General features: G+C 66.6%; 10 protein-coding genes. 7 read left to right on the forward strand and 3 right to left on the reverse strand.

What is annotated here, in order from left to right; translation table 11 throughout:
• Window positions 1–147: 147 nt before the first annotated feature.
• Window positions 148–2,985, reverse strand: coding sequence for a phosphoenolpyruvate carboxylase (gene ppc, locus ACSFA8_RS02540; RefSeq protein ID WP_435477949.1), 2,838 nt, complete (start codon window positions 2,983–2,985; stop codon window positions 148–150).
• Window positions 2,986–3,080: 95 nt separating this feature from the next.
• Here ppc and hemC point away from each other — a divergent pair, with 95 nt between their 5' ends.
• The 7 genes from hemC to ACSFA8_RS02575 all read left to right on the forward strand — a co-directional run bounded on the left by hemC (window position 3,081) and on the right by ACSFA8_RS02575 (window position 11,144).
• A complete protein-coding gene (gene hemC, locus ACSFA8_RS02545; RefSeq protein WP_435477950.1) occupies window positions 3,081–3,983 on the forward strand; it encodes a hydroxymethylbilane synthase in 903 nt (300 codons plus the stop codon).
• A gap of 10 nt (window positions 3,984–3,993) precedes the next feature.
• Window positions 3,994–4,767, forward strand: a complete 774-nt coding sequence (locus ACSFA8_RS02550; protein WP_435477951.1) for a uroporphyrinogen-III synthase — start codon at window positions 3,994–3,996, stop codon at window positions 4,765–4,767.
• A complete protein-coding gene (locus tag ACSFA8_RS02555) occupies window positions 4,764–5,846 on the forward strand; it encodes a uroporphyrinogen-III C-methyltransferase (RefSeq protein ID WP_435477952.1) in 1,083 nt (360 codons plus the stop codon). The genes ACSFA8_RS02550 and ACSFA8_RS02555 overlap by 4 nt, the downstream gene beginning before the upstream one ends.
• A gap of 5 nt (window positions 5,847–5,851) precedes the next feature.
• A complete protein-coding gene (locus ACSFA8_RS02560; protein ID WP_435477953.1) occupies window positions 5,852–7,135 on the forward strand; it encodes a heme biosynthesis protein HemY in 1,284 nt (427 codons plus the stop codon).
• 138 nt (window positions 7,136–7,273) lie between these two features.
• Window positions 7,274–8,428, forward strand: a complete 1,155-nt coding sequence (locus ACSFA8_RS02565; RefSeq protein ID WP_435477954.1) for a polysaccharide biosynthesis/export family protein — start codon at window positions 7,274–7,276, stop codon at window positions 8,426–8,428.
• Window positions 8,429–8,436: 8 nt separating this feature from the next.
• Window positions 8,437–8,883 carry a low molecular weight protein-tyrosine-phosphatase gene (locus tag ACSFA8_RS02570; RefSeq protein WP_435477955.1) on the forward strand — a complete coding sequence of 149 codons (447 nt, stop codon included), beginning with the start codon at window positions 8,437–8,439 and terminating at the stop codon, window positions 8,881–8,883.
• Window positions 8,880–11,144, forward strand: coding sequence for a polysaccharide biosynthesis tyrosine autokinase (locus ACSFA8_RS02575; protein WP_435477956.1), 2,265 nt, complete (start codon window positions 8,880–8,882; stop codon window positions 11,142–11,144). The genes ACSFA8_RS02570 and ACSFA8_RS02575 overlap by 4 nt, the downstream gene beginning before the upstream one ends.
• A gap of 35 nt (window positions 11,145–11,179) precedes the next feature.
• Here ACSFA8_RS02575 and ACSFA8_RS02580 read toward each other — a convergent pair whose 3' ends face one another.
• Window positions 11,180–12,415, reverse strand: coding sequence for a glycosyltransferase WbuB (locus tag ACSFA8_RS02580; RefSeq protein ID WP_435477957.1), 1,236 nt, complete (start codon window positions 12,413–12,415; stop codon window positions 11,180–11,182).
• On the reverse strand, window positions 12,412–13,620 hold the full coding sequence (locus ACSFA8_RS02585; RefSeq protein WP_435477958.1) for a glycosyltransferase: 1,209 nt from the start codon (window positions 13,618–13,620) through the stop codon (window positions 12,412–12,414). The genes ACSFA8_RS02580 and ACSFA8_RS02585 overlap by 4 nt, the downstream gene beginning before the upstream one ends.
• Window positions 13,621–13,630: the final 10 nt, after the last annotated feature.

Raw genomic sequence — 13,630 nt, forward strand, 5'->3', positions numbered from 1 at the left:
GGCAGCGCCCCTGTGCAGTGTCCGCCATGGCAAGGCCAAAACGCCTCCCATTCGGACTCGAAGTCAGGCTACGTGCGCGCAGCAAAAAACCGCGCAGTCTTGCGCGGATAAGGGTGTAGGAGGGCGCGCCGCACGCGCCCCAACAGATCAACCGGTGTTGCGCAAACCGGCTGCAACGCCGTTGATAGAGATATGAATGCCGCGTTGCAACCGCTCGCCGCCTTCGCCGGCGCGGTATCGCCGCATGAGTTCGACCTGCAGATGGTGCAGCGGGTCGATGTAGGGGAATCTGTGTCGCACCGAACGCTGCATGTCGGCGTTGCCTTCGAGCCGCTGTTTCGCGCCGGTGATCAGCGTCAGCGCATCGGAGGTGCGATGCCATTCTGCCTCAATCATCGAAAAGACCTTCTGGCGCAGCTTGCGGTCGGCCACCAGCTCGGCATAGCGCGAGGCCAGCGCAAGGTCGCTTTTGGCCAGCACCATGTCCATGTTGGACAGCAGCGTGCGAAAGAACGGCCACTGCGCGTACATGCGCTGCAGCAGCGCCTGGCGCTCCTTGCGCTCGGCCGGTTTGCCTTCGCCGAGGAACTGCTCGATGGCCGAGCCGAAGCCGTACCAGCCCGGTAAGGTGAGCCTGCACTGGCCCCAGCTGAAGCTCCAGGGCACGGCGCGCAGGTCTTCGATCTTGTGGCTCGGGTTGCGCGACGCGGGGCGTGAGCCGATGTTGAGTTCGGCAATCTCGCGGATCGGCGTGGCGCCGAAGAAGTAGTCGCCGAAGCCTGGCGTTTCGTAGACCAGCTTGCGGTAGGCGGCCATGCTCGCAGCCGACAGCACGGTGGCTGCGGCCATGAACGATGCGGGGGCCGCCTTGGCCGGCGGCAGCAAGGTGGCTTCGAGCGTGGCCGCGACCAGGGTTTCCAGATTGCGCCGGCCGATCTCGCGATTGGCGTACTTGGAGCCGATCACCTCGCCCTGCTCGGTCAGCCGGATCTGGCCGCGCACTGTGCCGGGCGGCTGCGCGAGGATCGCCTGGTAGCTCGGGCCGCCGCCGCGGCCGACGGTGCCGCCACGGCCATGGAACATGCGCAGCTTGATGTGTGCCCCCACGCTCTTCGCCCCGGCGTTGAACTCGTCGAACAGCGCCACCAGCGCCGTGCCGGTTCGGTACAGCTCCCAGTTGCTGGTGAAGATGCCGCCGTCCTTGTTGCTGTCGCTGTAGCCCAGCATCACGTCCTGCTCGGCGCCCGAGCGCTGTACCAGCGCCGCGATGCCCGGCAGCGCGTAGTAGGCGCGCACGATCGGCGCGGCATTGCGTAGATCCTCGATGGTTTCGAACAGCGGCACCACGATCAGGTCGACCGTCGCATCGGCACCAAGTGTGCCGCGCAGCAGTCCTACTTCTTTCTGCAGCACCAGCGCTTCGAGCAGGTCGCTCACGGTCTCCGTGTGGCTGATGATGTAGTGGCGGATGGCCGCCGTGCCGTAAGTCGCGCGCATCGTACGCGCGGCCGCGAAGATCGCGAGTTCGCTCTGCGTCAGCGGCGTGTACTCGACATCGGGCACGCGCAGCGGCCGCGCGTCGTCGAGCAGGCGCAGCAGCAGCGCCTGCTTGGCCTCTTCATCGAGCGCTGCGTAGTGCGGCTCAATGCGGGCGTGGGCCAGCAGGTCGGCCACAACCGCCTCGTGCTTGTCGGAACTCTGGCGCAGGTCGACCGTGGCCAGGTGGAAACCGAACACCTCGACCGCGCGGATCAGCGGGCCGATGCGATGGGCGACGAGCACGCCGCCGTGTTTTTCGCGCAGCGACTCGGCCACCGTGCGCAGGTTGGCCAGGAACTCCTCTGCGTTAGGGTACGGGTTCTGCGGCGGCACTGCATGGCGCGCGGCGTCGCCGCCGGTCAGCTTCTTCAGCGTGGCCGCGAGACGGGAGTAGACGCCGGTCAGAGCGCGCCGATAGGGCTCGTCGTGGCGGTGTTCGTTGGCGTCGGGCGAGCGCTCGGCCAGCGCCTGCATCTCCACCGTCACGTCCACCAGCGTGGCCGACAGCGAGAGTTCGCCGCCAAGGTAGTGCACCTCGGTGAGGTAGTGGCGCAGCACCAGTTCGGACTGGCGCTTGAGCGCGTATTCGAGGGTTTGCGCGCTGACGTTCGGATTGCCGTCGCGGTCGCCGCCGATCCATTGGCCCATGCGCAGGAACGGCGCGATGCCGTCCTGGCCAAGCGCCTGTTCGAGCTCGGCGTAGACGCGCGGAATCTCGCGCAGGAAGGTCGCTTCGTAGTAGCTCAGCGCGTTCTCGATTTCGTCGGCCACGGTGAGCTTGGAAAAGCGCAGCAGGCGGGTTTGCCAGATCTGCGTGACGCGGGTGCGCAACTGGTGCTCGTTGTCGGCCAGTTCGAGCGGCGTCAGCGCGTCTTTCCGGCCGGCAAACAGTTGCTGGCGCTGGCGGATTTCGTCGCGCAAGGTGATCAGCTGCGCGATGCCGCGTTCGGCATCGAGGATGCTCTTGCGCTGCACTTCGGTCGGGTGGGCGGTGAGTACGGGTGACACGTAGCTGTGGGCCAGGCTCTCGACCACCGCGGCCGGCGTGATGCCGGCCTTGCGGATGCGCGCGAGCGCCGTTTGCAGGCTGCCCTCGACGCTGTCGCCGGCGCGGTCGCTGTCGGTCCGGCGGCGGATCTGGTGCCGATCCTCAGCCAGGTTGGCAAGGTGACTGAAGTAGGTGAAGGCCCGGATCACGCGAACCGTTTCGGCGGCGCTCAGACCCTTGAGCAGGTTCTTGAGCGACCGGTCGGCGCCATGGTCGGCATCGCGCCGGAAGGCGACCGAGAGCGTGCGGATCTTTTCGACCAGCGCGTAGGTGGCTTCGCCTTCCTGCTCGCGAATCACGTCGCCGAGGATGCGGCCCAGCAGCCGGATGTCGTCGATCAGAGGCTGGTCGTCGCTCTTGGGGCGCTTGGCGGCCGGCGCCGTCTTGTTGGTCTTCACTTCGACTTATCTCCTCGGGTGGCGGGGCGAACGGGCGTTGCTGCAGCGCAACATGCTAGCATCTCGCGGGTTTTATTCATACGCGGAAAACGGCTTTGAGCAACATCGTGATCGCCACGCGCGAAAGCCGTCTGGCACTGTGGCAGGCGGAACACGTGAAAGCATTGCTGCAAGAACGAGGCCATACGGTCACGCTGCTCGGCATGACCACGCGCGGCGACCAGATCCTCGATCGCTCGCTCAGCAAGGTGGGTGGCAAGGGCCTGTTCGTGAAAGAGCTCGAGTCCGCTCTCGAAGACGGTCGTGCCGACATCGCGGTGCACTCGCTCAAGGACGTGCCGATGGATCTGCCCGACGGCTTTGCGCTGGCCTGCGTGCTCGAGCGCGAAGACCCGCGCGACGCGCTGGTGTCGCCCCGCTACGCTTCTCTCGACGAGCTGCCGCAGGGCGCCGTGGTCGGCACTTCGAGCCTGCGTCGCGTCGTGCTGCTGCGGGCGCTGCGGCCGGATCTGCGGATCGAGCCGCTGCGCGGCAACCTCGACACCCGCCTGCGCAAGCTCGACGAGGGCCAGTACGACGCGATCGTGCTGGCCGCGGCCGGGCTCAAGCGGCTCGGGCTCGAAAGCCGCATCCGTGTTGCGTTCGATGCCGACACGATGCTGCCGGCCGCGGGGCAGGGTGCCCTGGGCATCGAGGTGCGGGCCGACCGGCGCGATCTGATCGACCTGCTCGCGCCGCTCGCGCATCGCGCCGACACCCTCGCCACGGCGGCCGAGCGTGCGGTGAGCCGTGCGATGGGCGGCAGTTGCTCGATGCCGCTGGCCGCGCATGCGCGCTGGCAGCCCGACGGCGCACTGCGCATCGATGCGGCCTGGGGCGACACCGAAAGCGCCTCGCTGCTGCATGTGCAATGTCAGAGCGAAGCCACCGATGCCGATGCCGCGAACCGGCTGGGCCAGCAAGCGGCCGATGCATTGCGCCGGGCTGGCGCGCGCTGACTTCCGAACGATGCCCTCGCGCCGCGTGATCGTGACCCGGCCGGCGCGTGATGCGGCGCGCTGGGTCGAGGCGCTGCAGGCTGCGGGGCTCGACGCGGTGGCGCTGCCGCTGATCGCCATCGAACCGGTCTCGGATCCGACCCGCCTGCGCGCGGCCCGCGCAGAGGCGGGCGAGCATGCGGCGCTGATGTTCGTCAGCGCTGCGGCCGTCGAGCATTTCTTTGCGCCCGATCGGATTGCGGCGCCAGTCCCATCGGTGCGTTGCTGGGCGACCGGGCCCGGCACAGTGCGCGCCCTGCGCGAAGCCGGCGTGCCGGCCGATGCGATCGATGCGCCGGCGCCGGACGCGGCGCAGTTCGACTCGGAAGCGCTCTGGGCTCGCGTGCAGCCGCAGGTGCGGGCCGGCACGCGCGTGCTGATCGTGCGCGGCGGCGACGCATCGGGCCAGGCCACGGGACGCGACTGGTTGGCGCGCCGGATCGAGGCGGCCGGTGGCGTGGTCGAGGCGCTGGTCGCCTACCGCCGCCTCGCGCCCCTCCTCGACCCCGCCGGTCGCCAATTGGCCATGGAAGGCGCGCAAGGCGCGGCAACCTGGCTGTTCAGCAGCTCCGAAGCGATCGGCAACCTGTGCCGTGCGCTGCCCGACGTCGACTGGCAAGCGGCGCGTGCAGTGGCGACCCACCCGCGCATTGCCCAGGCGGCGCAAGAGGCCGGTTTCGGTGGGGTGCGAACTTCGTCGCCGACCGTGGCAGCGTTGGTCGCGTCGATAGAATTGAACGCATGAGCGCCGCAGCCATGCCCGACGAAACCCAGCCCGAAGCCCCGGTGCCGGCGCCTGTATCGGTGAGCCGGCCGGTCGCCATGCAAGACGCGGCGCTGCTGCTGTCGCGCATCGGGTTCGGTCTGCTCGCGCTGGTCGCACTGGTGGCGTTGGTGGTGGCGCTCGCGCTCTGGCAGAAGGTTTCCTCGATGCAGGAACAACTGGCGCGCCAGAGCGCCGACTCGCTGGCGCAGGCGACCGAAGCGCGCACGCTGGCGCGACAGGCCCAGGAGACGGTGCGTGACACGGCGGCGCGGCTGGCACTGGCCGAAACCCGTGTCGGCGAGGTCGCGCTGCAACGCTCGCAACTCGAAGAGCTGATGCAGAGCCTGTCGCGCTCGCGCGACGAGAACCTGGTGGTGGACATCGAGTCGGCCGTGCGTCTTGCCCTCCAGCAGGCGCAGGTCACCGGTAATGCCGAGCCGTTGCTGGCCGCGCTCAAGGCGGGCGACCAGCGCATTGCGCGTGCCGCCCAACCGCGGCTGGCGCCTTTGCAGCGCGCCATGCAGCGCGATGCCGACCGCATCCGCAGCACCGCCAGCGGCGACAGCGGCGAAGCGCTGCAGAAGCTCGACGAGTTGATGCGGGGCGTCGACGAACTGCCCACGCTGAACGCAGTGGCGGTGCGCGGCGGCGGTGCCAGCAGCCCATGGCCGACCGAAGCCATCCCGGCGGATGCGCCCTGGTGGCAGCGCGGCTTGCTGCTGGTGCGCCAGGAAGCCCGTTCATTGGTGCGTGTGGGGCGCATCGACCGGCCCGAAGCCGTGCTGCTGGCCCCGGACCAGACTTTCTTTCTGCGCGAAAACCTCAAGCTCACGCTGCTGAATGCGCGGCTGGCGCTGTTGTCGCGCCAGGTCGATACGGCGCGTACCGAACTTGCGACCGTGTCCGCCACATTGAACAAGTACTTTGATCCCGCATCGCGCCGGACCCAGGCCGCAGCCACGCTCTTGCAGCAGCTGCAGGGCCAGGTGAAGTCGACCACCCCGCCGCGCGTCGACGACACGCTGGCCGCGCTGGCGACTGCGGCAGCAGGGCGCTAACGGGAATGCGCGCCGCCCTCTGGCTCCTTGCGTTGTTCGGCATTGCGGCGGCGACGGCGCTGTTTGCCGGGAACAACCAGGGCACGGTCACGGTGTTCTGGCCGCCCTGGCGAGTCGACCTCTCGCTCAATCTGGTGCTGTTGCTGCTGCTGGGCGCGTTCATCCTGTTGCACGTGGCGCTGCGGGCGCTGTCGGCGCTGTTCTCGCTGCCGCGACAGGCGCGTCAATGGCGACTGCAGCAGAAAGAGCGCGCGCTGCATGCGGCCGTGCTCGACACCATTGCCCAGTTGCTGGCCGGCCGCTTCTCGCGTGCTCGCAAGGCAGCACAAGCCGCGCTGGCGCAAGAGCGCACGCTGGCGGCGCTGGACGCCCGGCTGCCGCAGGCGCAACAGGTGCGCGTGCTGTCGCACCTGCTGGCTGCCGAAAGCGCGCAGGCGCTGCTGGACCGGAGTGCGCGCGATGCCCATTTGCAGCACGCGCTGAACGAAAGCGCCGAACGCGGTGCGCTGGTCAGCCCCGAAACCCGGGAGGGCGTGCAACTCCGCGCCGCGCGCTGGGCGCTGGAAGACCGCGATGCCGCCGCTGCGCTGGCCCGGCTCGAAGAACTGCCGCTGGGCGCCCAGCGCCGCACGCTGGCCTTGCGCCTGCGCCTGAAGGCGGCGCGCCAGGATCGCCGCACGCTGGAGGCGCTGGAGACGGCGCGCCTGCTGGCCAAGCACCGCGCATTCTCCGATGCGGTCGCGCAAAGCATCGTGCGCGGGCTGGCCACCGAATTGCTGTCGGGAGCGCACGATCCGGCCCAGTTGCTGCGCGCCTGGACCGAACTGGAGCGGGGCGAGCGCGAGTTGCCCGAGGTGGCGATTCACGCCGCCCAGCGCATGGTGTTGCTGCATGGCGACTTGGCGCTGGCAAGAGCATGGCTGTTGCCCATCTGGGACCGCATGGTGGAGCACCCGCAGGGGCTCGGCGACACGTCGCGCGTGAAGCTGGTGCGCGCGCTCGAGGCCGGCCTTGACTCGGTCGATGCCGACTGGCTGGCCCGCATCGAAGCCGCCCAACGAAACAATCCCCGCGACCCTAACCTCCAGTATCTTGCGGGAATGACCTGCATGAAGCGCCAGTTGTGGGGCAAGGCGCAGCAGTTGTTGACGCAGGCCGGCCTAAGCCTCCAAGATACGGAACTGCACCGCCGTGCCTGGCAGGCATTGGCCCAGTTGGCCGAGGGGCGGGACGATGCCGATCAGGCTTCGGCCGCCTGGAAGCGGGCCGCCCAGCTTCGAAACAGCTGAAACCGTCAGGTTTCTCACGTTCGATCACTCTGCCGGAAGCGCTAGACCAAGAAACCCTTTGTGGATAGCGCTCCGATTGCTGTACATTCGACAAATGTTAGCAAAAGTATTCATTTTGGTCATGCAGTGGAGCTAAGTTTGAAACGTTTCTTCTTACATACCGCGCTGCTTGCTTCCGTGAGCCTGCTGGGCGGTTGCGTCCTCGCGCCGAGCTTCGATTCCATGCGAAGCGAAGGCCGACCCCTGAACACGGACCTGAAACTCGGCGCCGGAGCGGAGGGCGATCAGCCGCCCGAGGGGTTCCTGACGCCCATCACGCGGGACTTGATCCGTATCCAGAAGTCGGCGCGTCCGGCCGGGATCGCGGCCGACGTGCAGGCGCTGGTCGCCCCGCCCGAGCCTTACAAGATCGGCCCGGGCGACGTGATCGGCATCCTGGTCTTCGACCATCCCGAACTCGTGTTCAGCGGATTGCCGCCCGTGGGCGGGGCCGATGCCGGCAGCGTATCGCCGGCACCCGGCTTCATCGTTTCGAACACCGGCAATCTGAGTTTTCCCTATGCAGGCACGCTCAAGGCTGCGGGCCTGACGATTCAGGAACTCGAAGACGTCCTGCTGCAGCGTTTGTCGAGAGTCTTCAAGAATCCGCAGCTCAGTGTTCGCGTGGCGGCGTTTCGCAGCAAGCGCGCCTACGTCGAAGGTGAGGTGAGGCAGCCGGGCCTGCTGGTTTTCACCGATATTCCAATGACACTGTCCGAGGCGATCAACCGGGCGGGCGGCCTTGCCCTGACCGGTGACCGATCTTTCGTGATGCTGACGCGAAACGGTCGCACCACGCGCATCGACATGAACACCCTGACCGAGGCTGGCGTCGACCCGTCGCGCATCATGTTGCAGAACGGCGACATGCTGACGGTGCGCAGCCGCGACGAAAGCAAAGTCACCGTAATGGGCGAAGTGGGAGTGCAAACGGGTGTGCTGATGCGCAACGGGAGGCTGAGCCTGAACGACGCGCTCACCGAGGTCGGAGGCGTCAACCTCAACACCGCCGATCCGCGCCAGATCTACGTTATTCGCAATCTCCCCGACGGCGGCCAGACGGTTTTCCACCTGGATGCCCGAACCGCCAGCGCGATCGCGCTTGCCGACGGCTTCGCGCTCAAGCCCAAGGACGTGGTCTTTGTCGATCCGGTGCCGTTGGTGGTCTTCAGCCGCGTGGCGAACCTGATCCTGCCGTCCACCAGCACTGCGGCATCGGTTCGCGATCTGCCGAAGAGCGGCGCCAAGAACTGACGCGGCGCATGGCCATCCACCACGTGCTTACTGTGTGCCATGGCAACATCTGTCGGAGCCCCATGGCTGAAGGCCTGATGGCGGCGGCATTGCCGGATTGCGAGGTCTCCTCCGCAGGGCTTGGCGCGATGATCGGTTACCCCGCAGATCCGCTCGCCTGCGAGCTCATGCAGGAGCGCGGCGTGAGCATCGACGAGCACCGGGCACGCCAGATCAGCCTCGATCTGTGCCAGCGCGCCGATCTCATCCTTGTCATGGACACCGAGCAGCGTCGCGCGGTGGAGCAGCGCTATCCATTTACCAGTGGCAAGGTGTTCCGCCTGTGCGAACACAACAAGCGCGACGTTCCGGATCCTTACCAGGCCGGTCGTAGCGCGTTTCTGACATCGCTTGCGCTGATTGAAGACGGCGCAACGCAATGGGTTCATCGAATTTCCAGAGTATCCAGCCAATGAACTCCACCGCTACGCACTCGACCCTTTCCCCGTCCAACGCGCCTCCACCTGCGACTGTTGCGGAGGACGAGGTTGACCTTGGGCATTATTTCGAAACCCTGGTCGCCCAGAAGTGGCTGATCGCCGCCATCGCACTTGTCGTGCTGGCGATCGGCGTGGTTTATGCCGCATTGCAGCGGCCGGTTTTCGAGTCGAACCTGTTGATCCAGGTCGAAGATACAGAGGGTGCCTCCAAGACTTTCCTGGCCGAAGCAACGAGCGCGTTCGACGTCAAGACACCGTCCAGTGCCGAGATGGAAATCATCCGCTCGCGCACTGTGCTGGGCCAGGCCATCGATGCCACAAAGCTCGATATCGTGGCAACACCGCGCTACGTGCCGTATGTGGGTGGTTGGATGGCACGGCGTGCCACCGGATTGTCCGATCCCGGTTTCCTTGGCATGCCGGGCTATGTGTCGGGTGCCGAGCAAATCGTCATTGCGAACTTCAACGTACCCGGGCGGCTCGAAGCGAACACGTTCACCGTGGTGGCCAAGGGTGGCGGGCAATATGCGCTGCAGCACCCGACACTGGCGCAACCGCTGACCGGCACCGTCGGAACGCTGCTGAAGGCCGACACGCGTGACGGCCCGATCGAGTTGACTGTCGCCGAACTGGCCGGCAAGCCGGGCGCAGAGTTCTCGCTTACCAAGCTGTCCAGGCTGTCGACCATCGGTAGCTTGCAGGCACGACTGGGTCTGAGCGAAAAAGGAAAGCAGTCCGGCATCATCAATGTGTCGATGGAGGACAACAATCCGGTTCAACTGGCGCGCGTCCTCAATGCCGTCGGCGCGCAGTACGTGCGTCAGAACGTCGAACGCAAGGCGGCCGAAGCTCAAAAGACGCTGGGCTTTCTCGATGTGCAACTGCCTTTGTTCAAGAGGCAGCTCGAGCAGTCGGAGGAGGTCTACAACCGGTACCGGAACCAGAAGGGCACCGTCGCGTTCACCGAAGAAGCCTCACTGGTTTTGGGCACTGCCGTCGATCGCCAGACCCGGCTCCTCGACCTGCAGCAGCGCCGCCGGGACCTCGAGAGCCGTTTCACGTCGAACCATCCGAGCGTCCAGACCCTCGATGCCCAGATCGCGGCCTTGCAGCGCGACATCGGGGATGTGCAGACGCGCATCAAGAGCCTGCCGGCATTGCAGCAGGAAGCCGTTCGCATGGAGCGCGACGTCAAGGTCAACACCGAGCTCTATCAATCCCTTCTGAACAACGCGATGCAGCTGCGCCTCGTGAAGGAAGGCAAGGTTGGCAATGTGCGTGTGCTCGATGAAGCCGTTGTGCCCGAGGGGCCTGTCAAGCCGAACCGTCGAACAATCGTTGCGGTGGCGTTTGCGCTCGGGCTGTTCCTCGGGATCGTCGTGGCCTTCATTCGCAATGCGCTGATCGAGCAACGGATCAAGGATCCGCATGAAGTCGAGTCGCAGACCGCACTCCCGGTGTTTTCGACCATCCCGGTCAGTGCGGCGCAGAGCGAGATTGCGCAGCGGCGTCTTACAGGTGCGACCGGGGTTCGCCTGCTCGCGATCGAACGGCCGGACGATCTGGCAGTGGAAAGCCTGCGAAGTTTGCGCACGGCCATGCAGTTCGCGATGCTGGAGGCTCCCAACAACCGCGTCATGATCACCGGTGCCACGCCGGGCGTGGGCAAGAGCTTCGTGACTTCGAACTTTGCGGCGCTGATGGCCGCTGCTGGCAAACGCACACTGCTGATCGACGCCGACCTGCGGCGCGGTCACCTGCACCAGTACCTCGGCCTGCAACGCCACGGCGGTCTTTCGGAGTTGATTGCGGGGAGCTTGACGATCCAGCAGACCGTGCATCGCCAGGTGGTGCCGAACCTCGACTTCCTCGCCACCGGGCAACTGCCTCCCAATCCGGCCGAATTGCTGACCTCGGATTCGTTCACCAGCACACTGGGGCGTCTCTCCGAGCAGTACGACATGGTGGTGATCGATACGCCGCCAGTGCTGGTGGCGTCCGACACGGCGGCCATTGCAACGCATGCGGGGACGGTGTTGCTGGTGGCGCGCGCCAACCTGTCGAGCATGGGCGAACTCAAGGAAAGCACGCGGCGCCTGGCGCTCGGAGGCAAGGCTGCGACCGGGGTGCTGTTGAACGCCATGGACGCCAAGCGGCGGGCCTATGGTGGCTACAAGTACGGGCGCTACCGCTACACCAACTACAACTACGAGAGCATCCTGCCCGAAGAGCAGTAAGTAGTCCGAAAAGAGGCCGCCACGAGCGGCCTTTTTTATTGCGGGGTCAGTTGCGAAATGCAGGCGTGGAGGTCGGCCTCGAACTGGCGCAGCACGGCATCCTGTGCGATGCGTTGTGTCGCGTAGTCGCGTGCCTTGCGGCCGAATTCGGCCCGCAGCGCGGGTTGGCCTGCCAGTTGGGCAATGGCCGCAGCCAGCGCCGCCGGCTGTTCGGGCGGAACCACGAGGCCGCATTGCGCAACGACCACGCCGACCTCGGTGTGTGCATGCGCCGTCGCGATGACCGCCCGGCCACTGCTCAGCATGCCGGTGAGCTTGGACGGCATGACCAGGTCGGCCGCATCGGCGCGCTGCGGCAACAGGTGGATATCGGCCAGTCCGAGCAGATCGCCGAGCCGTTCGACCGGTTGCAGGTCCAGAAAGCGCACGTTCGGCAAGCCTTGGCAGCGTTGTTCGAGAGGAAGGCGTCCCGGGCCGAAGCCGCAGAACACAAACTGGATCGCTGGATCGGCCTGCAGCAGCAGCGCCACGTCTGACAGGATTTCGAGGCCCTGCTTGTTGCCCATGTTGCCGGAATAGAGTGCGACCACGGCATCGGGCGGGATACCGAGTTCGGCGCGGTATGGGCTCGCCGCGGTCAGGGGGTGGATCGTCGACACGTCGGCCCAGTTCGGCAGCGAGACGAGGCGCCGGTCGTCCACGCCCTTGCTGCGCGCCCGTTCCAGCATGCGCTCCGAAATGGTCGACACCCGATCGAACCGGCGCAGGATCCACCGCTCGGCGGCGGTCACTGCAGTGCGCAGGCGCGCGCCCTTCAGCAGGCCGAGATCGAATGCGGCATCGACCTCGTAGTCCTGGATATGGAGCCATGCACGGGCGCCGCGCAAACGGGCAAATGCCAGCGCGGCCGGCGCGCACACCAGCGGCGGCTCGGTCATCCAGACGACATCGGGGCGCCAGCGCCACTGGGCCAGCAGGCTGGGCAAGCTGGCCAGACCGAAGCTTGCAAGGTGCAACAGCCGCGTCAGGCCGGACACACGGCGCGGCACCCAGACCGGGGTGCGGAATACGGCAACGCCGCGCCATTCTTCGCGCTTGTAGCGGCGCGCACTGTAGCCCGGCCACACCGCCCAATCGGGGTAGTAAGGCGGGGCGGTGACCACCCGCACGTCGTGACCTGCTGCGGCCAGCCAGGCCGCCATTTCGCCGGTGTACTTGCCGATGCCTGTCAGCTCGGGCGCGAAATTGATGCCATAGAGGAGGATCTTCAAGCGTGCGAGCCCTTGCTGGCGGTGTGTCCGTCCGGGGCGTCCGGGGCGACCGGCGGTGATCCGCCGATGATGCGCACCAGGTTGGCCGCGACGGTTTCGATACGGAAACGCCGGTCGAAGCAGCGACGTGCTGCTGCCTGCCGTTCCGCGCCTTGCGCCGGCGGCGCGTCGAGCCAGCGCGAGAGCAGGCGCACCGTGCCGTCCAGCGAGTCGGGCTCGACCCAGCCGGCAGCGTCGGCGTCGATCTCGCGCCAGATATTGACCTTGTCGGAGATCAGCACCGGCCGACCACATGCGAGTGCTTCCGCCACCGCCACGCCGAAGTTTTCCTGGTGCGATGGCAGGCAGAAGACTTCGCAGGCATGGAACGCGCCCCACTTGAGGTCACCCGACAGCATGCCGGTCCAGCAGATGCGGTCTGTCAGCCCGAGCTGGGCGGCACGTTGCTGCAACTGAACCGTCCAGCCATCCTGATCCGGGCCGGCCATCACGAGATGCACGTCGGGCGCGCGGGTGCAGACCTTGGCGAAGGCCTCGATCAGGAGATCACAGCCCTTCTTCTCGTGAATGCGGCCGAGGAACAGCAATAGGCGCTTGCCCCGCAACCGCGGCCAGGCTGTCAGAAAGGTGTTCGAGAGCCGGCCATCGACATCCTGAGGTGGCTCCGAAGTGCCGTAGGAGCTGGTCGCTTCGCGGCAGCGGTAGAGCCAGAACGATTGGCGTGCCAGCCGTCGCTCCTCGTCGCAGGTGAACAGGACAGCCTTGGCATCGCGCAGAACACGGTACTCGCCCCAAGGCCAGTACAGCCACTTTTTCAGATGCTTGAGGGGGTAGCGACGCTTGAACCACGGATCCAGCATGCCGTGGCTGTAGACGTAGTAGCCCGGCGCCGCACGGCGCAACACCCGCCAGGCCGCCATGCCGACGTATTGCCAAAGGCCGTTGACGATGACCGCGTCGTACTGCGACGAATGCAGCCTTAGCCATGGCACCAAGGCCGAGGTATAGCCATAGGTGCCCCGTACCGGCCCGAGCGCGTGAACCTGCCCCGGGAAAGCCTGCAGGTGTGGCGCATCTGCAGCATCGAGGGACAGCACTTCGCTGTGATGACCCATCGCCTCGAGGGCCATGTGGACGCGCAGCAGGCCCTCGGCAGTACCGCCGCTGCGAGGATCGACGGACGGGATCAGATGAAGGATTTTCAAGACGCCCCCG

Source organism: Variovorax nitratireducens, from assembly GCF_051216545.1.
Taxonomy (GTDB): domain Bacteria; phylum Pseudomonadota; class Gammaproteobacteria; order Burkholderiales; family Burkholderiaceae_C; genus Variovorax.